The sequence below is a fragment of the Pseudomonas sp. R11F genome (genome assembly GCF_050312575.1).
GTDB classification, from domain to species: Bacteria; Pseudomonadota; Gammaproteobacteria; order Pseudomonadales; family Pseudomonadaceae; genus Aquipseudomonas; species Aquipseudomonas palleroniana.
The window spans coordinates 225,956-247,764 of record NZ_JBNPJU010000067.1; the positions used below are offsets into that span (position 1 = coordinate 225,956).

Consider the following 21,809-nt stretch of genomic DNA (forward strand, 5'->3'; position numbering starts at 1 on the left):
GTCAATCTGATGTCCACTGTCCGTGGCGCTGCTCTGTGGGGGTTCAAGGCATTTGCTGTCAGTCAGGGCATCGATGCGAACTCGCTACTGGCCGAAATGGGTCTGCCTGAAGAGCCGCTGGATGCTCAACTTTCCGGCGCGCAGTTCAATGCCTTGGTCGAGTTGTGTGCGGTGCGTTCGGACAATCCTCTGTTCGGCTTACAGTTCGGCTTGCACCAGGGCACGCAAAGTCTGGGTCCCCTGCTGTACGCCATGCGCAGTAAAGCCAATGTGGGTGAGGCGTTGAATCTGCTGACACGCTATTTCCCTATCCATAGCGACGGCGCGCTGCTAAGCCTTGAACGTCAGGCCGGCAGCGCCCGGCTTTTGTACGATGTCACTGATGGAACGTTGGTCTCGGTACGTCAGACAGTGGAGTTGGCGATGGGAATTGCCGCGTGTCTGCTCCGCGAACTCTTGGGACACGCCTGGAAACCGAGCGCTCTGCTATTGCGCCACGGTGCTCCGCCCCACCGCGTTGCCTATCGTGCGCTGCTGGGTATCCCCCCGCGCTTTGACAGTCCCGTCAATGCCTGGGTTTTTGATGAGTCATTGCTGGCGATCCCCCTGGGAGCGACAGACACCCGGTGTCAGCAATTGGCCCAACAACATCTCGACGAACTCGCCTGCGTAACCCTGCAAGAGTTGCCGTCCTACGTGCAAAACCGCCTGCGCACTGAACTGGCCCATGGCCCGGTCACGCTTCGCGACATGGCCGAGTACATGATGATCAGCCAGCGCACCCTGCAACGCTACCTGCGGGCACAAGGCACGCAGTTCCAGGAGTTGCTGGACGATACCCGCCAGGCGATGGCCGTGCGCTACCTTTGCGACTCATCGATCAGTCTGACGCAGGTGGCAAGCCTGTTGGGTTACGCCGACCTGAGCACCTTTTCCCGCGCGTTCACTCGCTGGAACGGCGTCAGCCCGCAAAAGTGGAAACAGCGCATGCAACACACGCTGGGGTAAAACATGGCTTCCAATCCCTTCATTCGTGCAATCAGCCTGACAGGATTCGATCAATTCGCCCGGCATCAGGGGCTGGACCCGAGTCAGATGCTGCGACTGGCCTCTGTACCTTTGATGTCGCTACAGCGCCCGGAAGATATCCTGTCCTTCCACCACTATTGCGGCTTGTTGGAGTTGTGCCGGCAGCGTTCGAATAACGCATTGTTCGGCCTGGAGTTCGGGCTGCATCAAGGGGTCGACGTGTTCGGAGATATTTTTTTCCTGATTCACAACGCTCGAACCATCGGCGATGCCTTGCTCGAACTGCGTGCGAATTTCGCGCTGTACAACGGCGCGGCACAGGTTGATCTGGAGGTTGTCGACGGCGTCGCGTTACTCAGTTATCGAACCGATGAGATGTCGATTGGCGGATTGCCTCAAGCAGAAGAGTTGGCGTGTGGAGTGGGTCTAAAACTGATGCTGACCCTGGCCGGGGATCAATGGCAACCTCGGGCAGTGATGCTGCGTCATCGCCCTCTTGCAGATGAGTCGGTCTATCGCCAGGCACTGGGTATCACACCGATCTTCTCGGCAGCGCACACGGGTCTGCTATTTGACGCATGCGTGCTGGCGCAACCGCTGGATTGTGCCAGCGAAGCATTACATCAGATTCTTGCTCGACACCTATCGGGTATAGAGCGCTTGTCGACAGACGCGATGCCTGGCTACGTCAGGCAATTGCTGCGTAACCTGTTGCCCAGCGGACGTGCAACGATCGACAGAGTGGCCGTTTGCATGGCAGTCAACCCGAGAACCTTGCAGCGCCGCCTGGCTCAGGAAAATACGTCTTTTCAGCAGTTGCTGGATGAGACACGCCAGCAATTGGTATGCAACTATCTGCAGATCCCGACAATCAGCATGACGCAAGTGGCGCATCTGCTGGGTTACGCCGATGTCAGCACTTTTTCTCGGGCATTTCATCGCTGGTTTGGTGTGTCTGTGCTGGAGTGGTGCAGGCGATCAGGGTTTAGCAGGCAACCGACGTTGCCTCAACACCGACTCAAGGATCGCTGGTGAGTTTTTCCGGTATGAACCTTACCCCTGTGGCACGTCGCATGCTTGCCTGACCCTGGCCTGTCCACATGGAGTACGAGTGAATGCCTGCGCAAATTCGTTTCATCAAGCATTACCAGAAAGCCGACCGCATCATGCTCGCTGTGATCTGGCTGATGGCCCTGTTTTCACTGGGCCTGGCGTTTTGGCACGACACGTTGCTTCAAACGCTGTTCGTGGGTGTCGGCACCAGCGTGGTGCTGACCTTGGCCTATCGGGTCATCGGCGGCACACGCCTGATGCGTTGTGCGCTTGGCGTTGGCCTGATGATCATGGCGGCGCTGCACATCAACCAGGCCCAGGGAGTCATCGAATCGCACTTCGGTATCTTCGCGCTGCTGGCGGTGCTGACCGTCTACCGCGATTGGCTGCCGATCCTGGTGGCCGCCGTGACCATCGCGGTGCACCACGTGGTGTTTCATGCCTTGCAGCACCAGGGCTTTCCGGTATTTGTGATGGAACATCACGGCGGCTGGAACATGATCTTCGTCCATGCGTTATACGTGGTCATGGAGACGATCGCCCTGCTCTACCTTGCCGTGCACAGCCAGCGCGAAGCGGTAGAGAGCCAGGAAATGCTCGAAAAGATGCTGGCCGTCACCACCCAGTTCAACGATGGATCCGCCACGGGTAAGGCGGAAACAGCCCACGTGCCCCTGGCTACCCGCTTCGATCACTTCCTGACGCAGATCACCGGCCTGATCGACGGCGTCGCCCGCGACTCCCACGGCCTCGGCCAACTCGGCCAGGAACTGGCCCACGCCAGCGGCACTCTGGAAACCGGCGCACGCCACCAGCTGGCGGAAATCGTGCAAATGACCGGTTCCATGCAACGCATGGAAGACGCCACGGGCCATATCGCCGTACATGTGGAACATGCCGTCGAGCACGCGGCTCAAGCCAGCCGGCAGGTTATTCGCGGCCAGGAAAGCGTCGGCCGGGCCCTACAGGAAATAACCCAACTCGCCACCCGCCTCCACGACACCAACGAGACGGTCCAGGAACTGGCCGTACAAGCCGAACAGATCGGCTCGGTGCTGGAGGTGATCAGCAGCATCGCCAACCAGACCAACCTGCTGGCGCTCAACGCCGCCATTGAAGCCGCCCGTGCGGGTGAGCAAGGCCGTGGGTTTGCCGTCGTCGCCGATGAGGTTCGCAACCTGGCGCAGCGCACGGCGCTGTCCACCCAGGAGATCAAGACTATTATTGAGGGGTTGCAGCACGGCAGCCGGCGGGCGGCGCAGGCCATGCACGACAGCCGCCAAGGCGTGGAACGGTGCGTGGAAGACAGTCAGCTGGCGGTCGAGATGCTACGCGCGGTGGGCAACGATATCTCGCAGATTGATCAGTTGAATGGGCGGATCGTATCGACCACCCAAGAGCAATCCACGGCGAATGTGGCGATCGTGGGACGGCTGCAATCGGTGCAGAACATTGCGCAGAACACCGCGCTGGATGTGGAAACGCTGGCCAGGAGCAGTCAGCAGTTGCCACCGATTGCGGTGCGGCTGGATGCGCTGGGGCGCCGGTTTCATAAGTGAGTTGAGCCTGATCCGGTGTCCGGTTCCGTCTGCGTTGAGCTATAGAGGCGATAGATAAATGCAGTCGTGGGGCTAATAGCCATCTGCTACTGTTCCAGCCAGACACAGGCTAAACGAGAGAGATCATGGACGCTTTGGATCAAGAAAGGGATTATGAAACACAGCGCCTGGCACGCGTGGCGGACTTGTGCCCGCATGACAATGAAGAGGATGAGGTCTTCGAGAAAATAATTGCGATGACCTCGGAGTACTTCAATGCGCCCATCGCGCTGATATCCATTGTGGAAAAACACCAACAGTGGTTCAGGGCGCGCGTGGGGATAGAAGAACGCTCCACACCGCGGGATGTCGCATTTTGCGCTTATTCTCTGCGTGACAGAGAGTTCATGGAAATCCTGGACGCTCACGAGGACGAGCGTTTCGTGAACAATCCGTTAGTGACCGGCTCACCTTTTATTCGTTACTACGCAAGCGCCCCGCTGCTCACCCATGACGGTTTCTCCCTCGGTAGCCTGTGCATCATAGATACCGCCCCCAGAACCCCGATGCGCTCGCGCGATGCAGCCATGCTGACGTATTTCTCTGAGCTGGTGATGATGCAAATCAGGGGCTTGCGCTCCCGAAACTATGTAGATCAGCCGACCGGGTTATTCAACCGCCTCCGGTTGGAAGAAGATATCCGCCAGGCGCGCGCCAACGCGGAGCCGTACCACGTTTACGCGGTTGATGTGATTTCACCGAAGTTCTTGAATGATGTAGTCAAGGCACTCGGTTACAGTTTCGCGCAGGCGTTGATGCTGTGCGTCAAATCACGCCTTCAACGCCTGATCCCCAAACATTGCCTGCTGTACAAAATCAGCCCCACACGCTTTGGGTTCCTGCTCAAGAGCGATGTTTCCATCGAGCAACTCTGCGCGAAAATCCTTGCCAATTTCGAGGAACCGGTGGACTGCCGGGGCATTCCGATCCTGATGCAGACCGGTATTGGTGTACTTTCAATCCAGGGCCCGGAGGAGAAGGACTGGCTGCGCCTTGTCGTCGGCACTGCGGATGATGCGAGGGTGCGTAATATCGGGTGGGCGCTGTATCAGCCGCAGCTGGATGCGGCTCAGCAACGCGCGTTTACGCTCCTTAGCTCCTTATCAGAGGCCGTACGCTCGAGCACTCAATTCAGTCTGGTTTACCACCCTAAGATCAACATACCTGGCTGCACATGCGACAGCGTTGAAGCACTGATCCGCTGGACGCATCCAACACTTGGCGTGATCAGTCCGGCAGAATTCATCCCCCTGGCAGGCAAGACCGCACTGATGCAGTCCATCACCTTCTGGGTCCTGGAGGCAGTAGTCGAACAGTCGCGCGCATGGAAAGCCGAGGGGCTTGCGGTACGGGTCGCGATGAACGTGACGGTCAGTGACCTCGAAAACTCGAGGTTCGTGGATAAAATCGAAAGCTACCTACAGGCCGGCAAACTTGCTCCTGAAGACTTGGAGCTGGAATTTACCGAAAGTATGGTCATGTCCGATCCGGAGAAGGTCGTACGCCAACTCGAAAGAGCTCGAGATCTGGGAATAGAAATTTCGGTCGATGACTTTGGCACGGGCTACAGCAATTGGACCTATCTACGTCAGCTTCCGGCCAACTCAGTGAAGATCGACCAATCACTGATCGGCAACCTCCCCCACAATGAAAAAGATAAGCGTCTGGTCAAGACACTCATCGAACTGGCCAGGGGGTTGGGCTACCGAGTAGTCGCCGAAGGTGTCGAAACGCAAAGCACTCTTCACCTGATCGCCAAATGGGGCTGCACACAAGCGCAGGGCTACTTGATCACCCAGCCTCTAAGCCCGCAAGCGTTGAAGAAATGGTTTGATCGGGGCGGGGCTGCTCTGGAACTTGCGCCAATATTCTAAACCGGTTTGCTCCGCTCACCGCCGTTCTCAAATCCAAGGCGTTCTCCAGGCGAGTCGTTAAGTATTTTGAGCAAGGGCCGATAGCCAGCATACTGCCGTCTCCCCTATACGCTCTGCCGTCGACGCTTGAGGATCAAAAAAGAAGATGCGTTCTCATTTGGGTGCTTTCAAAGTTGCCGACGTGATCTTTTGCACCCTGATCTGCCTGACAGGCATTGCCGTTACAGTCTTGGTGCTGACCTTTTACACAAGGACAGAGCAACGCACCGCCAGCGTTGCATTCAAACTCGAAGTTGACGAGCGCTTCAGTCGCGTACAGCGACGTTTCAGTGTGCAAGATTTAAAGCTGGACACCGTCAAGCGGTTCTTTATCAACGCCGACGACGTTACTGAAAAAGAATTCATGGGCTTTGTCACGCCGCTGGTTGAGGAAGGCGAAACCTATGGCTGGGTCCAGAGGATCCAGCAGAAGGATCTGGAGTCCTTTCGCACCGAAGCGCTGCTGAACGGAACCAGCGATTTTTCTTATCATGAGATCAATCCCCTCAACGGCCAAACGCGTCCCCTCACTGAACGAGCTGAACACTGGATACTGCTCTACCTGCTGTCGCTGGATGATGTAAAGATCACCCCAGGTACCGACGTCATGGCCAACCCGAATCGTGAAGCGCTGTTCACCCGAGCTCGCGAGAGCCATCAAATGGTCGTGTCGGACCCGCTGAAAATGTCCAGTGGCCAGTTCGGTGTGTTCTTTATTGCACCCGTATTCGGCCCAGACGCCACGATTCCCGAGCATGACGATGGCCTGCAGGGCTACGTGGTTTCCACCGTGCGCCTGGCGTTCTTGATGGAACAGAATATTCCATTGGCAAGCATGCTGAGGCTGAACGTGACGCTCTCAACGATTGACGCAGCGGCCGGTGAGTACATTTATCAAAGCTCAACGCCGCCAGCCGATTCGGAACTCTACGAGCGGCGGCTGCTCAACGTCGCTGACAATACCTACGTCATGCAGTTTCGGCCCGGCCCGGCGTTTTCGGCGGCCAATAGTCACGTGTTTTCCAGCGGCCTGATTGTTGTATCCGGGGCCGTGTTGACGCTGTTGATGACCGCGATGATGTTCCTGCTGATCACACAACGCACCCGCGCGCTTTCCCTGGTTGCCGAGCGCACCCAAGAATTGCAGACCATGAACATTACCGACCACCTCACCGGCGTGTACAACCGACGCTACTTTGAAACATCAATGGCGCGCCTGCTCATGGAGGCCAATATTCAACGCCAACCGCTATCGCTGATCATGTTCGATATCGATCACTTCAAACTCATCAATGACCGCAAGGGGCATCTGTGCGGCGATAAAGTCCTGCGGCTTCTGTGCGCCCGGATCAGTGCGGCAATACGTAAAAGCGACCTGTTATGCAGGACGGGCGGAGAAGAATTCGCACTCATATGCCCGAGCAGCGCACTGAACGACGCAGGAAAACTCGCAGAAAAGCTCCGCTTGTTGATAAGCGCCCTCCCGTTCGATGAAGCGGGCCAGGTGAGTTGCAGCTTTGGCGTGGCGACTTGGGCACACCCTGAGTCCTTCGAGGACCTTATGCGGCGGGTGGACGCTGCCATGTACGCCGCCAAATCCGGCGGTCGTGACCGAGTACAGTTGGCCCCCCAGGAAACCTGCGCTCCCTTCGTTTAAATGCACGCTTGAATGCACTATGACGCGCTTCTCCTGCCGCCGAGGAGTTCGCGAGCAACGATAATCCCCCCTAACAGCCCTCCGGCTATCGCGAGAGTGACGGACACTCCCCATTGAGCCGCGATCAACCCGGCGAGCAGCCCGCCAATCGCCTCGAAGCCAAAGCGTAGCGCGATGTAGAACGCGATCACTCGTCCACGCAGTGCGCCAGGCGCTCCACTTTGCAGTTGCATATTACTGCTCACGTTACTGACGGTGATCCCAAACCCGAGCACGGCCAGGCACAGTAATGCCAGTACCAGATGAGTAGGTATGGCCAGCCCCAGCAAACCCAATGCGCATAACACCGCCCCGGCCAATATAAAATGCTGCAACCTCGACGCGGAACCGCTGACCGCCAATAGGATGGTTGCAAGAAACGCCCCGGAACCCGCCGCGCCCCACAGCCAGCCAAGCGTACGAGCATCCCCCGCATAAACGGTCTTGGCTAAAATCGGCAGCAATGCGGTGTAGCACGACGCAAGGAGGTTGATGATCACCACACTGACCATCAACCGCCGAACTTCGAGGGTTCTCCAGAGATAACGCAACCCTTCGCGGAAGACTTCACGGGTTGAACCACTGGCTCTGGGGCTGGGTGTCGTGCGCACTTTTACCAGCCCTATCAACAGGAACATGAACGCAAGAGCGGTGAGTAAAAAACAGCCCGCTTCGCCCGCTGAGGCAATCAGGACGCCGGCCAACGGTGGGCCGACGAAGCGCGCGGCGTTGATGAGCATGGCGTTGAGTACAAGGGCATTCGGCAGGTCTGCAGGATCAGGCACAAAGCTTGCGATCAATGCCTGGCGAAGCGGCGTTTCCACTGCGTTGAGCAACCCGAGCAGCAATGCCATCAGCGCAAGGATCAAGCCACTCATCCATTGCTCATAGGCAAGAATCGCGAGCGCCAGCGACTGTAGCGCGAGGATGGCCTGTACGATGATCAGCAGGCGACGCTTGTCGTGCCTGTCCGTCCAGGCTCCCGCCAGAGGGCCTATCAGCAGTTGAGGCGCCAGGGTGAGGAAGGTGATGGTGCCAAGCAGTACAGCTGACCCTGTCAGGTGATAGGTCAACCAGGACAACGCCACCTGCTGGACCCACTTGCCCAGGGTGGAAACGGCTTGTCCTGCAAAATAGATTTGAAAGTTACGATGTGCCAGCGCTCTCACGGAGGCGGGCCACTTCCTGCGTTGCGTGGTGATGGGGTCCAGCAAGGCGTTGCTCCTGATTAGCAAGTAACAGCAATGCCCGCCCCATCGCACCTCAATGGCACATCAGGGTAGCAGGCAACCTTTTTTCTTCAGTGACTCCAGTACCCAGGTGCGATCATTGGTGCCTTGGGCAATTTGCTCCATCTGCTTGCACTCGGCAGCATGCTTGGCTGACGCACGATCAAAGACTTCGCCGACTTGATCGAAAGGTACACACAGGAGGCCATCGTCATCGCCAATTACCAGGTCGCCCGGCTCGATCACCATACCATCGATAGCAATAGGCACGTTGATCTCGCCCGGGCCATCCTTGTAAGGGCCACGGTGTGAAATGCCTGCCGCGAACAGTGGAAAATCGCCTGCGCCGATGACGGCCGAATCGCGAATTGCACCATTGATCACGATACCCGCGACACCGCGCTTGATGGCGTAAGCAACCATCATTTCGCCGATCAGGGCATTGGACAGGTCGCCCCCCGCATCGACCACCACCACATCACCCGGCTCTGCAATATCCAGGGCGTAATGCAGCATCAGGTTGTCACCCGGGCGAGCCTTGACCGTGAGCGCAGCGCCGGCCAATACGCCTGCACGATGCATCGGACGCACCTTGGCGCCACCTGCCGTCATGCGGTTCATTGAGTCGCTGACGTTCGCCACTGGAACCTCCCGGTAACGTGCAACCCACTCGGCATCTACCTTGCGCGCACGCTCCAACACCCTGAATCCAATGCTCATGTGACAAACCTCTACTGACGTTGCTTATTGAATTTATTCGTTGCCGTCGGCCGAGTAGCCAAGGCTTAATTTCAGAATTGCATTTCATTTATCTCAATGCAACAAAGAATTTAACCGGCCATCGGGCAAAAAAAGCATTTCAATCACAGATATTGCAACGGCATTTCATTATGCTAATGTCGGTCTGTCGCGACGCTCTCGCTTTGATCGTCAGCCATACCCATAAGAACAAGGTATCTGTCATGACCCGAACCCTCCTGCTTACCGGGCCCGAACTGGCTGCAGACGCAATGAACCTGGCCGCACGCCAGGGCGTCAGGGTAATCCCTACAACCCCCTACATTGCTGCTGACGAGCTGGAAGCGATCATCCGTGCCGAGCAACCCGACGCAATCATCGTTCGCCAGGGGCAATTGACCCGCGCGATGATTGAGGCCTCGTCCAGACTCAAGGCGATTGCCAAGCACGGCGTGGGTTACAACACCATTGATATCCAGGCGGCTGCCGACCATGGCCTTCCAGTCAGCATCGCTGTCGGTGCCAACGCGCAGTCCGTCGCCGAACACGCTTTTGCGCTGATGTTCAGCGTGGCGCGCCAGACTGCATTGCTGGACGCACGCATGCGCGACGGTCACTGGGACAAGACCTCGGCGAACGGTATTGAGTTGTTTGGCAAGACGCTCGGCCTGGTGGGTTTGGGCTCGATCGGCAGCATCCTGATGGACCTGGTTGCTCCGTTGAACATGCAGGTAAAAGTTTACGACCCCTACCTGAAGCAACTGCCGCAACGCGATCATGTGCAGCGCGAGGAGGATTTCGATCGACTCCTGGCCCAGAGCGATATCATCAGCCTGCATTGCCCGCTGACGGACACCAACGCAAACCTGATTGGCGCCGCGCAACTGGAGCGCATGCGCCCAGGCAGCATCCTGATCAATACCGCCCGGGGCGAATTGATTGATACCGACGCACTGGTCAAAGCGTTGAGCGAGCGCAAGATAGCGGGCGCCGGCCTGGACACCTTCAACCCCGAGCCGCCGCCTTCCGACAGCCCGCTCTGGGGTCTGCCGACACTTGTCGCCACTCCCCACGTGGGGGCCAATACCGGCGAGGCACGTGATCGCGTCGGTCTCGTTGCACTTCAACAGATTCTCGATGTGTGGGCGGGCAAACCCCTGGATCCTCGCTGTGTGGTCAACCGACATCTGCTCGAGGCCAGTACCGCGGTGCAGTGACCTTGCCCCCGCTGCCCTGGCTGGACACCAGGGCCGCCCACAATGAACGCGACACTCCAGAAACAATAACAATCGGAGAGCCTCATGACCTCAGCAACTTCCACCATCAGTGAGCTAGAGCGCAGTACGATGCACCGCGTCGCCTGGCGCATTCTTCCATTTCTGATCGTCTGCTATTTGATTGCGATCATCGACCGCGGCAACATCGGCATGGCCTCGCTGCAGATGAACGGAGACTTGGGCCTGACGGCGAAAGTCTTCGGCTTTGCGAGCAGCCTGTTCTTCGTCGCGTATTTCCTCCTCGAAGTCCCCAGCAACCTGGCCATGCAAAAATATGGCGCGCGTATGTGGATCGCCAGGATCATGATCACGTGGGGGCTGATCTCGGCAGGCACGGCATTCGTGCAGGGCGCCAACTCCCTGTATGTGATGCGCTTCCTGCTCGGAGCCGCCGAAGCGGGTTTCTTCCCGGGGGTCCTGCTTTACCTCACCTACTGGCTGCCCTCAGCTTACCGTGCACGCATGGTGGCGATCTTCATGGTGGCGATTCCTGCCGCCAACTTCATCGGCTCGCCGCTGTCCGGTCTGTTGCTCAGCCTGGACGGCTGGATGGGGATGCGCGGGTGGCATTGGCTATTCATCCTCGAAGGCATACCCGCCGTCTTGCTGGGGTTTGCTTGCCTGTTCGTGCTCACTGACCGCCCCGAACAGGCTAAATGGCTGACCGATGAACAACGCCGCTGGTTGACTCAGCGCCTGGCTGAAGAGGCTTCGAAAAAAACCGCAATCGGCCATATTTCCTTGTGGAAACTGCTGCGCCATAAAGACATCTGGGTGCTTGCCCTGATCTATTCGGGGGCCTCCGCCGCCGGCAGCACCATGAGTGTCTGGGCCCCGCAACTACTCAAGACCTTTGGTTTGAACTCACTGGAAATCGGCCTGGTGAATGCCATTCCCTATGGTATCGCTTCGGTCCTGATGATCGTGTGGGGACGCAGTTCCGATCGCACCGGCGAACGTCGCTGGCATACAGCAATGACCTTGTTGCTGATCGCGTTCGGCCTGCTCCTGACCCTGTTCACCTCCTCCTTGGTTGCCACCGTCATTTTGCTCACCCTGGTGTTGGTCGGGGCCTACTCAATGAAAGGTCCATTCTGGGCGTTGGTTTCCGGTTGGCTCTCCTCCTCCACGGCTGCTGCCGGGCTCGCAGCCGTAGGCGCAATGGCAAACCTGATCGGAGGCGGCCTGATGGTGAATGCTTATGGCGCGATCCACGACGCAACAGGCAGTTACGCGATAGCGCTTATGCCCCTGGCGGCGCTCTGCACGCTGGCAGGAATCATGGTGTTGGTGATTGGCCGCAAGCGTCAGCGGGAGCACGCCGAGTTGGGCGCATCCGTGGTCGCCAAGTAAGCGCTCCTCAATCGACGCCAAGATGCCGAGCTCCCGCAAGGGAGCCTCGGTATCGCTTCCAAACCCACATCATGAGGTTCTGCGATGCTTCTGTCTCGTCGCCGTTTCCTGCGAGCCGGCGACGCCGCCCTCCAGGATCTACTGGCGCGCCGGACGCCGGGACAGATGCTTCCTAGGCAGTTCAGCTGTCCGCCGGCTTGAGCCCCAGACTGCGCATCAGGTCGCGGGCAACCTCGAAGAAAATGTCCTTCAAGTTGTCCGCGCACTCCTCCGTCAGTCGGCTGGCAGGCCCGGAGATGACGAGTGCGCCCATCAGCTCCTGCTGCCGCCCATAGATCGGCAGCGCGATAGAGGACGCGTGTGGGTCCGTCGCGCCACGCGAAAAGTACGGTTTTTCCAGCGCGATGCCCACGTGAAAAGGCGCTCGCAGCGCTTGGGCTCCGGCCGCTTCATCCATGGGGCGCATATCCCCCGGCTGCATATTGAGCCGCAGGCGATGGGCGGAATTGACCCGGTACTGGCACATCCGATAGGCACCATGGCGAACATAGAAAGAAACGGTCTCACCTGTTTGCTCGGAAAGGTACTGCAGTCGCGGCATCACATGCCGCTCCAGATCGAGCGACTCCTGATACACCGCGTTAAGCCTCATGACCTCGCTGGCCAACTGATAACGGCCATCAGCCATGCGTGTGATGTAACCCTGGTTTTCAAGCGAAACCATCAAACGCATGATCGTGCTTTTGATAAGCCCCGTACGCTCTACCAGCTCAACCAGGCTCAACGCAGAATCGCCGATTCGAAAGGCAGACAGAACGGTCAAGACTCGGTCAGCCGAAGCCACCCCGTTTACCGCTGGGCGCGGCCGCGCTTTAACCATTGAAGACACCTCATTGACAGAGCCCATTCAGTTGACCAGACAGGGCAGCCAACGATCAGGGCAGGAAAATTGATTATCTTACAACGACAGCCTGCTCGCCATCCGGGTGATGTATAGCAAAAAAACTAGCAAGGCCCGAAAGCTGCGCCTTGCAAATCCTGGATGCGTTGATCAGCGCGCGTACTCCAAGCCATCGGAGCCTCTGAAGACCCGCATCCGATTTTTTTTAAAATGCCATTTCTTTTAGAGAATCTAAAAAGCTAGCCAGCTCATCGCCACCACAAAATAACTCAACAAAAGCACTATTTTCGCGAAAACCCTGTATCGCCTTTCGTCGGCGATTGGTTTATTTTGAAACAGCATTTCATTAAAACTAGACCAATAACAATTCCGGGCGACCCACGCCCTTCTCGCCGCCAGGAGCGAACATGAGCTTTTTTGCTGCCCCACCGACCGTTCAGACAAGCGTCTTTACCCGCCTGCCGGAACAGTTTCGCGACGTGCGCCCAACCGCCTGGGCGAATGCCAACCGCCAGGGACGAGCGATAGATTCGTTTCTGGAAGGACCATCGTTTGACCGGGAGGGTCGCCTCTACGTGACCGACATCCCCAATGGGCGGATTTTCAGGATTTCCCGTCTCGGCGAGTGGGAGCTGGTCTGCGCCTACGATGGCTGGCCGAATGGCCTGAAGATCCATCAGGACGGGCGAATCTTCATCACCGATTACAAGCGCGGAATCATGGTGCTGGATCCGCACACCGGCGATATCCAGCCCTTTCTGGAGTCGGCGGGTTCAGAGGGTTTCAAGGGCGTGAATGACCTCGTCTTCGCTCCCAATGGTGACCTGTACTTCACCGATCAGGGACAGACCGGCCTGCAGGATGCGAGCGGCAGGGTCTACAAGGTCGACGTGAAGGGCAACCTGACTTGCCTGCTCAATACCATCCCCAGTCCCAACGGGATCGTCTACGACCCCAACCTGAATCATCTGCTGATTGCGGTCACCCGCGCCCAACAGATCTGGCGTATCCCGCTGGGCAACGGCTCGATCATCGGAAAGGTTGGAGTCTTCGCCCAACTGCACGGAGGTCTCGGCGGCCCCGATGGGCTGGCCCTTGACGCAGAGAGCAACCTCTATATCGCGCACACAGGCTTCGGTTCTGTCTGGAAACTGTCGAAAGTCGCGGAGCCGCTGCAACGCATCGTTTCTTGTGCCGGCATCAGCAATACCAACCTGGCTTTCGGCGGCGTGGACGGTCGAACGCTGTTCATCATCGAGTCCGAGACCGGGAGCATTCTGCAAGTCGACACGGCCACACCGGGGTTACCAATGTACTCCCATAGCTGAACCCACAGCACAGCTCATACAACAACTATAAAAAGACCTGACACTATGACCTACGACACTTCGACCCACCCTACTACGCTCAACGAGGCCGAAGGTGAACGCTTGATGCACCGCATACTGTGGCGCGTCGTGCCATTCATTTTCGTCTGCTATGTCATCAGCTACCTGGACCGCACGAACGTCGGTTTTGCCGCCATCAGCATGAACAAGGATTTAGGGCTGACCGCAACAATGTTCGGGTGGGCCGCCGGCCTGTTCTTCTTCGGCTATTTCATTTTTGAAATCCCCAGCAACCTGCTGATGCAACGATTTGGCGCGCGGATCTGGATTGCACGCATCATGATCACCTGGGGCCTTATTTCCATGGCCACGGCGTTTGCGACTGGCCCCATCAGCTTCAGCATTGCGCGTTTCCTGCTCGGGGTTGCCGAAGCCGGATTCACCCCAGGCGTTTATCTGTATTTCACCTACTGGTTCCCGGGTAAGTGGCGCGCCAAGGCGACCGCTGCCTTTCTGCTCGGTATTCCCGTGGCGAATATCGTCGGCTCGCCGCTGTCGGGTTGGCTGCTCGAACAACACGATGTCCTGGGGCTACGCAACTGGCAACTATTGCTCATTACGGAGGCCTTGCCCGCTGTGCTGTTGGGTATCGCGTGCCTGTTTCTGCTCGTCGATACGCCGCTGAAGGCTCGGTGGCTGTCGGATCGCGAAAAAACCTGGCTTAACAACCGCCTCTCTGAAGAGCAAAAAGCGATTGGCGCCTCCCATGGCACCACTTTGCGGGCAGCATTGACCAATCCGAAAGTCTTCACGCTGGCGGCGATCAACTTCTGTTGCATCGTCGGCTCGGTCGGCATCGGTATCTGGCTTCCGCAAATCATCAAAAGCCAGGGTATTTCCAGTGGCGCCTTGGGCTTTGTCGTGGCGTTGCCTTATGTGTCAGGCGCAATCATCATGACCCTCTGGGCGCGCCTGGCCAATAAAAGCAGGCAGCGACTTCCCTACGTCGTCGGTGCGTTGGCCATGGCCGCTGCAGCACTGGTGGTAGCGGCACTGACCGAGCATTCCGTCCTGAAAATTGCGGCTCTGTGCATGGCAGTGGCCAGTATCCTTGCCTTCCAGGCGACGTTCTGGGCGATCCCTTCAACTTTCCTTACGGGGCGTGCTGCCGCAGGTGGCCTGGCGATGATTGTGTCGATCGGCAACCTTGGCGGTTTCACCGGCCCGTTCATGATCGGCTTGATCAAGGACTCCACTGAGAGCTATACGATGCCATTCTTTGCGGTGGCGGCCGTCCTGCTGATAGGCCTGTGCTTGATGCTCTGGTTGGGCGACCCTGCTCGCCAAGGCACTCCAACACTGCCTGCGCCTCAAGCAGTGCCAAAATGACTCAAGGTACAACTTCGCACTGGCGCTAAGGTTTGGTGGCTGTCGCAGCAACGGGCACCTGCAGAAAACCTCGCGCCAATTGCTGATACAACTCCGGCCCCATCCTGGCGCTGACCGCCTTGGCGATCAACGCCACGCCCATGAGACTGATGACCATGCCATGGCTGTCGATCATCTCCATGACGATGATTGCGGCAGTGATCGGCGACTGTGTTACCGCCGCCAGGAAACCCACCATGCACAGCGCAATCATGGGTTGGGCCGCCACGTTGAAAAACTCGGCGGCATTGGCGCCCACCGCCGCGCCGACTGCAAGGGACGGCGCGAAAATGCCGCCAGGGATACCGGAAAAATAGGTCACGACGGTGGCGAGAAAACGCGTGATGGGCGCATGCCAGGGCAGGCCGATATCCGACACGATGATCTGTGACGTAATGCCGTAACCGCTGCCAAACGACAGGCCACCGCTGAGCGCGCCGAGAACGGCCACGATCAACCCGCAACCACCGGCAAACCAGACCGGGTGAGCGCGGCGCCATTCCCAGAGGGCAAACCGCTGATGCCGCTGTGGCCATAGCAGCATTCGGCTGAACAACCCTCCCAGCAGACCGCAACCGATACCGGCGGCCACCGCAGGCGCGATGATCGTGAGGCTGACATCTTGTACGTCCAGGTGGCCGAAGTAGTTGTAGTTGCCCTGTATAGCGATCGCGACCATGCCTGACAGGATGATCGTGCTGAGCAACACACCACTGGTGCGCGTTTCCAGCTTGCGCCCCAACTCTTCCACCGCAAACGCCACCCCGGCCAACGGCGTGTTGAACGCTGCGGCAATGCCGGCGGCGCCTCCGGCCAGGATCAGGTCTTCGGGACGAATCACCCGCGCATTGGGCAGGTAACGATGAAAGAAGTGCATGATTGAGGCGGCCACTTGCACCGAAGGGCCTTCGCGCCCAGCCGAAAAGCCCCCGGTCAGTGCCAGTGTGCCCAGGCCTATCTTGGCGAACGCAATACGCAACGAGACCAACCGGCTGACGGGTTTGCCCTGGTGCGCCAGCCGCGTGGCGGCGATCACCTGGGGAATTCCACTGCCCTGGGCTCCGGCAAAAAACCGCGTGGTCAGCCACACCACCAGCATGCCCACCAGTGGCGTGTAGATAAACGGCAACCAGGGTCGCCCGGCCGTCTGTTGAGCAAATTGCATCAGCGCCAGGTCGGCCAGGCGGGCGAACATCACGACCAGCAGCCCGGCACAGGTGGCGGCAACCCAGAGGGTCACGCGAGTACGCCAGCGGACAGACGCAAAGCGACGGCGTAACAACAATAGCGGTTTGATCACCCGAGCAGATTCCCGTTTCAAGTTCGATGGCAGGCAACGCCCACGCAGTCTCGCATGATCTCGACCCTGCCGCAGCCCTGCAGCATGCCCCGCGCAGGGCATTCAACGAACAGGACGGGCGTTGCTCACCACACCGCGATATGTGAATCCGCCCTCGGTTCTGTTCCTCCGCACAGCACGCCCGTGACCGGGTCGCGCAGGATGATTTGCCCGCGCCCGTAATCGGTCAGGTCGCAGGCGATCTGTACTTCGTGGCCGCGACGTATCAGCGCGTTGGCCAAATCGCGGGAGGCGCCCTGCTCTATGCCGACTTTCATGCCGCCCAGCCATTGCCAGCGTGGCGCATCCAGCGCGGCTTGCGGGTTGAGGCCGAAATCGACGAGGTTCATCACCATCTGTACATGGCCTTGGGGCTGCATGTAGCCGCCCATTACGCCGAACGGTCCGAGGGCCTGGCCATCCTGGGTGAGAAAGCCGGGAATGATGGTGTGGAAGGTTTTCTTGCCGGGCGCCAGGCAGTTGGCATGGGCCGGATCGAGGCTGAACTCCTGCCCGCGATTTTGCAGGGCGATGCCGCTGTCGGGCAGCACCACGCCGGAGCCGAAGCCGTGGTAGTTGCTCTGGATGAACGAGACCATATTGCCTTCGGCGTCCGCCGTGGCCAGGTACACCGTGCCGCTGGCGTGAGGGTCACCGGGCTTGGGCAGTTGCGCTTGTTCGCCGATCTGGTCGCGACGGCGGGTGCTGTAGGCGTCGCTCAGCAGGTCAGCCACCGCCACGCACATATGCAAGGGGTCGGTGATGTGGTGCAAGCCGTCGCTGTAGGCCGCCTTCATCGCCTCAAGCTGACGATGCCAGGTCTGTTGGCTGTCACGGTGATCGAAGTTGAAGCCTTCGAGGATCTTCAGGGCCATCAACGCCACCAGCCCTTGGCCGCTCGGGGGGATTTCCCAGACATCCACGCCACGATAATTGATATGGATCGGCTCTACCCACTGCGCCCGGTAACCCTTGAGGTCGCCGCCACGCAGATAGCCGCCGCTGGCACGCGAATGAGCGTCCAGTCGGTCGGCCAGGGCGCCGCGATACAGGCTTTCGCAGCGGGTCGCGGCGAGTTCTTCCAAGGTCCGTGCCTGGGCCGGGTTGCGGTACAACTGCCCGGCCAGCGGGGCGCGGCCGTCGATCAGGAAGGTATCGAACCAGGCATCCAGCGCGGCGTCACGATGGGCGGTGAATTCGTTCAAGGCGAGCTGCCACTGATGGGCGACTACCGGCGAGACGGGAAAGCCGTCCCGCGCCAGGCTGATGGCCGGCTGCAGCAGATCGGCGAAGGGCAACGTGCCGAAGCGTTGCGACAGCTCCGCCCAGGCCGATGGGCAGCCAGGCACGGTGACCGGAGTCCAGCCGTACAGCGGCATCTGCTCATGGCCCGCAGCCTTGACCGCATCAATGCTCAAGGCCGCCGGCGCGTGGCCGTTGCCATTCAGGCCGTGCAACCGGCCCTTGCACCACACCAGCGCAAACGCATCGCCACCCAGGCCGCAGCCAGTGGGTTCCACCACAATGAGGGCCGCCGCCGTAGCGATGGCGGCGTCGATGGCGTTGCCGCCCTTTTGCAGAATCTCGATCCCCGCCTGGGCCGCCAGGGGTTGTGACGCCGCGACCATGCCGCGACGGGCAAAGACACTCTGGCGTTGTGACGGATAGGGGTACTCGTGAGCAGAAAATTTCAACATGGCAAAGGCTCTTGGGTTCAGGCTTTTGGACACAGGCGACAGGGGTTCCTCGCCAGGCTCACAACACACGACTGAGAAAGGCTCGGGTACGAGGGTGGCTGGGGCGCCTGAAAATCTGTTCCGGTGGCCCTTGTTCGATGATTTCGCCCTGGTCGAGCACCACCACCCGATCGGCCACTTCACGGGCAAAGCCCATTTCATGGGTGACCACCACCATGGTCATCCCCTCCTCGGCCAGCTCTTTCATGACCTCCAGCACTTCGCCGACGGTTTCCGGGTCAAGCGCGCTGGTGGGTTCGTCGAACAACATGGCTTGGGGCTTCATGGCCAGGGCGCGGGCAATCGCGACCCGTTGCTGCTGGCCGCCGGAAAGCATTGAGGGGTAATGGCCGGCCTTGTCCGCCAGGCCGACCCTGGCCAGCAAATCCCGCGCCTGACCCAGCGCCTCGGCACGCGAAACGCCAAGCACCTGGATCGGCGCCTCGATGATGTTTTCCAGGGCGGTCATATGCGGGAACAGATTGAAGCGCTGGAACACCATGCCGATATCGCGGCGCTGCCGGGCGATGTTGCGCTCCGAATCACGCACCAGGCTGCCGTCGCTGCGCTCGCGATAGCCCATGGCACGGCCGTTGACGCGGATGCGCCCGCCCTGGATATCTTCCAGCAGGTTGATGCAGCGGATAAAAGTGGTCTTGCCGGAGCCTGATGCACCGATCAGCACCACCACTTCGCCACGCCGCACTTGCAGGGAAACGCCCTTGAGAATCTGTAGCTCGCCGAAGGACTTGTAAATATCCAGCGCTTCGATGATCAGTTCTTCACTTTGGTGCGCCATGCTTAACGTCCCCTCAGCAATTTCAAGGTGCTACGCCCGAACAGGCGGCTGGAGGCCGGCGGTGGTGCGCCGGGCTGGTCGGACTGGCCGAAACGGGCCTCCAGCCAACGCTGGAAAACCCCCCACAGGGTGGTGAGCATCAAGAAGTAGATTGCTACCACCAGGTACAACTCGAACACACGGAAGGTCGCCGAAGTGACCATCTGCGTACTGAGCAGCAACTCCTGCACCCCGATGACACTGACCAGCGTGGTGTTCTTGAGCATCACGTTGAACTCGTTGCCCAGCGGCGGCACGATCACCCGGAACGCCTGTGGCAGGATGATGCGCCGCATCAGCTTGGCGAAGCCCATGCCCAGGGAGCGTCCGGCCTCGTATTGGCCCTTGTCGACCGCGCCGATCCCCGCCCGGATGATCTCGGCCATATAGGCGCCTTCGTTGAGGCCCAGGGCAATGATCGCGGCCTGGATATTCCCCGGGATCATCAGGCCGAACAGTTCCACATCCTCAAACCGGAAAATCCCGCCTGCCGCCATGGCGGTGTACAAAAACACGATCTGCACCAGCAACGGCGTGCCACGCATCAACCACACATAAAAGCGCACCGGCAGATGCAGCAACGGGTTCTTCGACAGCCGCAGCAACGCCGCCGCCAGCCCCAGCAAACAGCCCAGCAACATCGCCGAGACCGCGATCAGGCAGGTCAGCCAGAGCCCGGTCAGGTACACGCCGCTGGGCTGCAACAGGTACTGCCAGAACACATCCCAATTGAAATTCATCGCGGGTTTGCCTCAGTCGAGTGTGTCGCTGCTCACATGCCACTTGTTCAGCAACTGCAGGTAGCTGCCATCGCTGCGCATGTCGCTGATCACCTGTTGCACCGCGGCGCTCAATTGCGGGTCATCCTTGCGAATGCCCAGGCCGGTGAGGATGCGGCTGAACGCCGGCACACCCTCCTGAAACAGGTCGGGGGCCATCGCTGCGTAGTAACCGGCGGTTTCCACGGTGGTGCCGTAGGCGTCAACCTGGTGGATGCGCAGGGCTTGGAAAGCATCGGTGTCGGTGTTGTAGACCACCAGTTTCATGGCGGGCTTGCCGGCTTTGGTCAGGCTGTCGTTCTGGCTATCCAGCAGGGTCTTGATGGTCGAGCCATTGAGCACCGCGACTTTGTGCCCGGACAGGTCATCCAGTGCCTTGATGCCCTTGGGGTTGCCCTTTGGCACCACCACCGACTGGCTGGAATACATGTAGTTGACGATATCGATCACCTGGCGCCGTTCGGGCTTGTCGAACAGTTGATCGACGATCATGTCGCACTGCTGGGCGAGCAGCGCCGGCACCAGCCCCGAGAACGGAATCACTCGCCACTGCACCGGCTTGTCGCCCAGGCGCTTGGCGATTTCCAGGCCCAGATCGACGGTCAGCCCGCGCGGTTTCTGGGCCTCGTCGAAAGACACCAGCGGGGGTGAATCCATCCCCGAGCAGTAAGTGAGCTTATCGGCTTTGAGCAGGCGCTCCGGTACCTGGGGCGCAGCAAAGGCCCACTGGCTAAAGAGACTGAGGGAGAAAGCCACCAGCAAGGCGCGGCGTTTATGCATGACCAGACACTCCAGTAGGTTGAAGAACGGGGCAGGACACCAAGTCAAAACACGACAGCTTTTTTATTATTTTTCCGCTTGCAGGAATTGAATCAGCGCCGGCACCGTGCCTTCGATGTGTTCACGCACCACGGCTTCGGCGCGGGCGGCGTCACCGGCCCGAATCGCGTCGAGGATCACCGCATGTTCCTGGCGTGCGCTGAGCGGCTTGTCACCGTGCTGCAACCATAAGCGCATGGGCGCCTCGACCAGCGAGTACAACGCCGAAATCTGCTTCATCAAACGCGGTCGGCCGCTGAGGCTGCACAGGTATTCATGAAACGCACGATGCCGCCGGACCCAGGCGGCGCTCTCGTCGCGGTAGTCGTCCATCTCGTCCAGCAGGCGTTCCAGGGCCGCCAGCTGGCGTTCGCCGATACGGCCCACCGCCACGCGCACCGCCAGCCCTTCCAGGGCGCTGCGCATCTCGAACACCTCATGCAACTCATCGATATCCAGGCCGCTGACTACCGCGCCACGGTTGGGTCGCAGGGTAACGAGGCCTTGGGCATCCAGGCGCCGGAACGCTTCGCGCACCGGCATGCGGCTCATGCCGACCTCACTGGCGATATCTTCGGCAATCAGCCGGTCACCCTTGCGGTAGCGGCCGCTGCAAATGGCTTCCAGCAGGTAGTTGTAGGCCTCCTCCTCGGCAGTCAGGGGCTGACGGTCTACGTAAGCGGGGGCAAATTGCATCGGCGGCACCTTTTGATTTTTTGTATCCAATTATCCACGGATACATAAAAGCAGAATGC

18 protein-coding genes are annotated in these 21,809 nt (G+C 59.3%); 9 read left to right on the plus strand and 9 right to left on the minus strand.

What is annotated here, in order from left to right:
- The first annotated feature begins 9 nt into the window (after positions 1-9).
- From qhpR to ACQRBV_RS21650, 5 genes are all read left to right on the plus strand, one after another.
- Positions 10-1,008 carry an AraC-like transcriptional regulator QhpR gene (gene qhpR / locus ACQRBV_RS21630; RefSeq protein WP_411984124.1) on the plus strand — a complete coding sequence of 333 codons (999 nt, stop codon included), beginning with the start codon at positions 10-12 and terminating at the stop codon, positions 1,006-1,008.
- Between the two features lie 3 nt (positions 1,009-1,011).
- Positions 1,012-2,064: an AraC family transcriptional regulator gene (locus ACQRBV_RS21635; RefSeq protein ID WP_411984123.1), complete on the plus strand. Its 1,053-nt coding sequence runs from the start codon at positions 1,012-1,014 to the stop codon at positions 2,062-2,064.
- Positions 2,065-2,144: 80 nt separating this feature from the next.
- The gene (locus tag ACQRBV_RS21640) at positions 2,145-3,641 is read left to right on the plus strand and encodes a methyl-accepting chemotaxis protein (RefSeq protein ID WP_411984122.1); all 1,497 of its coding nucleotides are present in this window, start codon (positions 2,145-2,147) and stop codon (positions 3,639-3,641) included.
- Between the two features lie 125 nt (positions 3,642-3,766).
- Positions 3,767-5,554 (plus strand): sensor domain-containing phosphodiesterase, encoded by a 1,788-nt coding sequence (locus ACQRBV_RS21645; protein ID WP_411984121.1) that lies wholly within the window; start codon positions 3,767-3,769, stop codon positions 5,552-5,554.
- Between the two features lie 145 nt (positions 5,555-5,699).
- The gene (locus ACQRBV_RS21650; protein ID WP_411984120.1) at positions 5,700-7,250 is read left to right on the plus strand and encodes a diguanylate cyclase; all 1,551 of its coding nucleotides are present in this window, start codon (positions 5,700-5,702) and stop codon (positions 7,248-7,250) included.
- Between the two features lie 17 nt (positions 7,251-7,267).
- Here ACQRBV_RS21650 and ACQRBV_RS21655 read toward each other — a convergent pair whose 3' ends face one another.
- Positions 7,268-8,503: an MFS transporter gene (locus ACQRBV_RS21655; RefSeq protein ID WP_411984119.1), complete on the minus strand. Its 1,236-nt coding sequence runs from the start codon at positions 8,501-8,503 to the stop codon at positions 7,268-7,270.
- Positions 8,504-8,563: 60 nt separating this feature from the next.
- Positions 8,564-9,238, minus strand: coding sequence for an RraA family protein (locus ACQRBV_RS21660; protein ID WP_060753055.1), 675 nt, complete (start codon positions 9,236-9,238; stop codon positions 8,564-8,566).
- Between the two features lie 242 nt (positions 9,239-9,480).
- Here ACQRBV_RS21660 and ACQRBV_RS21665 point away from each other — a divergent pair, with 242 nt between their 5' ends.
- Together ACQRBV_RS21665 and ACQRBV_RS21670 are read left to right on the plus strand one after the other, a co-directional pair.
- Complete coding sequence (locus ACQRBV_RS21665) at positions 9,481-10,473, plus strand: hydroxyacid dehydrogenase (RefSeq protein WP_411984118.1); 993 nt, start codon at positions 9,481-9,483, stop codon at positions 10,471-10,473.
- 84 nt (positions 10,474-10,557) lie between these two features.
- Positions 10,558-11,886: an MFS transporter gene (locus ACQRBV_RS21670; RefSeq protein ID WP_411984117.1), complete on the plus strand. Its 1,329-nt coding sequence runs from the start codon at positions 10,558-10,560 to the stop codon at positions 11,884-11,886.
- A gap of 181 nt (positions 11,887-12,067) precedes the next feature.
- On the opposite strand, the gene ACQRBV_RS21675 is transcribed toward ACQRBV_RS21670, so the two are convergent.
- On the minus strand, positions 12,068-12,766 hold the full coding sequence (locus ACQRBV_RS21675) for an IclR family transcriptional regulator (RefSeq protein ID WP_081086957.1): 699 nt from the start codon (positions 12,764-12,766) through the stop codon (positions 12,068-12,070).
- A gap of 428 nt (positions 12,767-13,194) precedes the next feature.
- Here ACQRBV_RS21675 and ACQRBV_RS21680 point away from each other — a divergent pair, with 428 nt between their 5' ends.
- Entirely contained in the window at positions 13,195-14,115 is a 921-nt protein-coding gene (locus ACQRBV_RS21680) for an SMP-30/gluconolactonase/LRE family protein (protein ID WP_161548100.1), read from the plus strand.
- A 45-nt stretch (positions 14,116-14,160) separates the two neighbouring features.
- Entirely contained in the window at positions 14,161-15,504 is a 1,344-nt protein-coding gene (locus ACQRBV_RS21685; protein ID WP_411984116.1) for an MFS transporter, read from the plus strand.
- 25 nt (positions 15,505-15,529) lie between these two features.
- On the opposite strand, the gene ACQRBV_RS21690 is transcribed toward ACQRBV_RS21685, so the two are convergent.
- The 6 genes from ACQRBV_RS21690 to ACQRBV_RS21715 form a co-directional block, all read right to left on the minus strand.
- Positions 15,530-16,843 (minus strand): chloride channel protein, encoded by a 1,314-nt coding sequence (locus ACQRBV_RS21690; protein WP_205343815.1) that lies wholly within the window; start codon positions 16,841-16,843, stop codon positions 15,530-15,532.
- 125 nt (positions 16,844-16,968) lie between these two features.
- Positions 16,969-18,579 carry a gamma-glutamyltransferase family protein gene (locus ACQRBV_RS21695; RefSeq protein WP_411984115.1) on the minus strand — a complete coding sequence of 537 codons (1,611 nt, stop codon included), beginning with the start codon at positions 18,577-18,579 and terminating at the stop codon, positions 16,969-16,971.
- Between the two features lie 58 nt (positions 18,580-18,637).
- Complete coding sequence (locus ACQRBV_RS21700) at positions 18,638-19,417, minus strand: amino acid ABC transporter ATP-binding protein (RefSeq protein ID WP_411984114.1); 780 nt, start codon at positions 19,415-19,417, stop codon at positions 18,638-18,640.
- 2 nt (positions 19,418-19,419) lie between these two features.
- Positions 19,420-20,196 (minus strand): amino acid ABC transporter permease, encoded by a 777-nt coding sequence (locus ACQRBV_RS21705; RefSeq protein ID WP_411984113.1) that lies wholly within the window; start codon positions 20,194-20,196, stop codon positions 19,420-19,422.
- A 12-nt stretch (positions 20,197-20,208) separates the two neighbouring features.
- Positions 20,209-21,015, minus strand: a complete 807-nt coding sequence (locus ACQRBV_RS21710; RefSeq protein WP_411984112.1) for an ABC transporter substrate-binding protein — start codon at positions 21,013-21,015, stop codon at positions 20,209-20,211.
- Positions 21,016-21,081: 66 nt separating this feature from the next.
- Positions 21,082-21,750: a GntR family transcriptional regulator gene (locus ACQRBV_RS21715; RefSeq protein ID WP_060753065.1), complete on the minus strand. Its 669-nt coding sequence runs from the start codon at positions 21,748-21,750 to the stop codon at positions 21,082-21,084.
- Positions 21,751-21,809 lie beyond the last annotated feature (59 nt).

What these genes read in the sequence shown, in the direction of transcription:
- qhpR (WP_411984124.1), top strand. Translation starts at nt 10, where the DNA reads ATGTCCACTGTCCGTGGCGCTGCTCTGTGGGGGTTCAAGGCATTTGCT.
- ACQRBV_RS21635 (WP_411984123.1), top strand. Translation starts at nt 1,012, where the DNA reads ATGGCTTCCAATCCCTTCATTCGTGCAATCAGCCTGACAGGATTCGAT.
- ACQRBV_RS21640 (WP_411984122.1), top strand. Translation starts at nt 2,145, where the DNA reads ATGCCTGCGCAAATTCGTTTCATCAAGCATTACCAGAAAGCCGACCGC.
- ACQRBV_RS21645 (WP_411984121.1), top strand. Translation starts at nt 3,767, where the DNA reads ATGGACGCTTTGGATCAAGAAAGGGATTATGAAACACAGCGCCTGGCA.
- ACQRBV_RS21650 (WP_411984120.1), top strand. Translation starts at nt 5,700, where the DNA reads ATGCGTTCTCATTTGGGTGCTTTCAAAGTTGCCGACGTGATCTTTTGC.
- ACQRBV_RS21660 (WP_060753055.1), bottom strand. Translation starts at nt 9,238, where the DNA reads ATGAGCATTGGATTCAGGGTGTTGGAGCGTGCGCGCAAGGTAGATGCC.
- ACQRBV_RS21665 (WP_411984118.1), top strand. Translation starts at nt 9,481, where the DNA reads ATGACCCGAACCCTCCTGCTTACCGGGCCCGAACTGGCTGCAGACGCA.
- ACQRBV_RS21670 (WP_411984117.1), top strand. Translation starts at nt 10,558, where the DNA reads ATGACCTCAGCAACTTCCACCATCAGTGAGCTAGAGCGCAGTACGATG.
- ACQRBV_RS21675 (WP_081086957.1), bottom strand. Translation starts at nt 12,766, where the DNA reads ATGGTTAAAGCGCGGCCGCGCCCAGCGGTAAACGGGGTGGCTTCGGCT.
- ACQRBV_RS21680 (WP_161548100.1), top strand. Translation starts at nt 13,195, where the DNA reads ATGAGCTTTTTTGCTGCCCCACCGACCGTTCAGACAAGCGTCTTTACC.
- ACQRBV_RS21685 (WP_411984116.1), top strand. Translation starts at nt 14,161, where the DNA reads ATGACCTACGACACTTCGACCCACCCTACTACGCTCAACGAGGCCGAA.
- ACQRBV_RS21695 (WP_411984115.1), bottom strand. Translation starts at nt 18,579, where the DNA reads ATGTTGAAATTTTCTGCTCACGAGTACCCCTATCCGTCACAACGCCAG.
- ACQRBV_RS21700 (WP_411984114.1), bottom strand. Translation starts at nt 19,417, where the DNA reads ATGGCGCACCAAAGTGAAGAACTGATCATCGAAGCGCTGGATATTTAC.
- ACQRBV_RS21705 (WP_411984113.1), bottom strand. Translation starts at nt 20,196, where the DNA reads ATGAATTTCAATTGGGATGTGTTCTGGCAGTACCTGTTGCAGCCCAGC.
- ACQRBV_RS21710 (WP_411984112.1), bottom strand. Translation starts at nt 21,015, where the DNA reads ATGCATAAACGCCGCGCCTTGCTGGTGGCTTTCTCCCTCAGTCTCTTT.
- ACQRBV_RS21715 (WP_060753065.1), bottom strand. Translation starts at nt 21,750, where the DNA reads ATGCAATTTGCCCCCGCTTACGTAGACCGTCAGCCCCTGACTGCCGAG.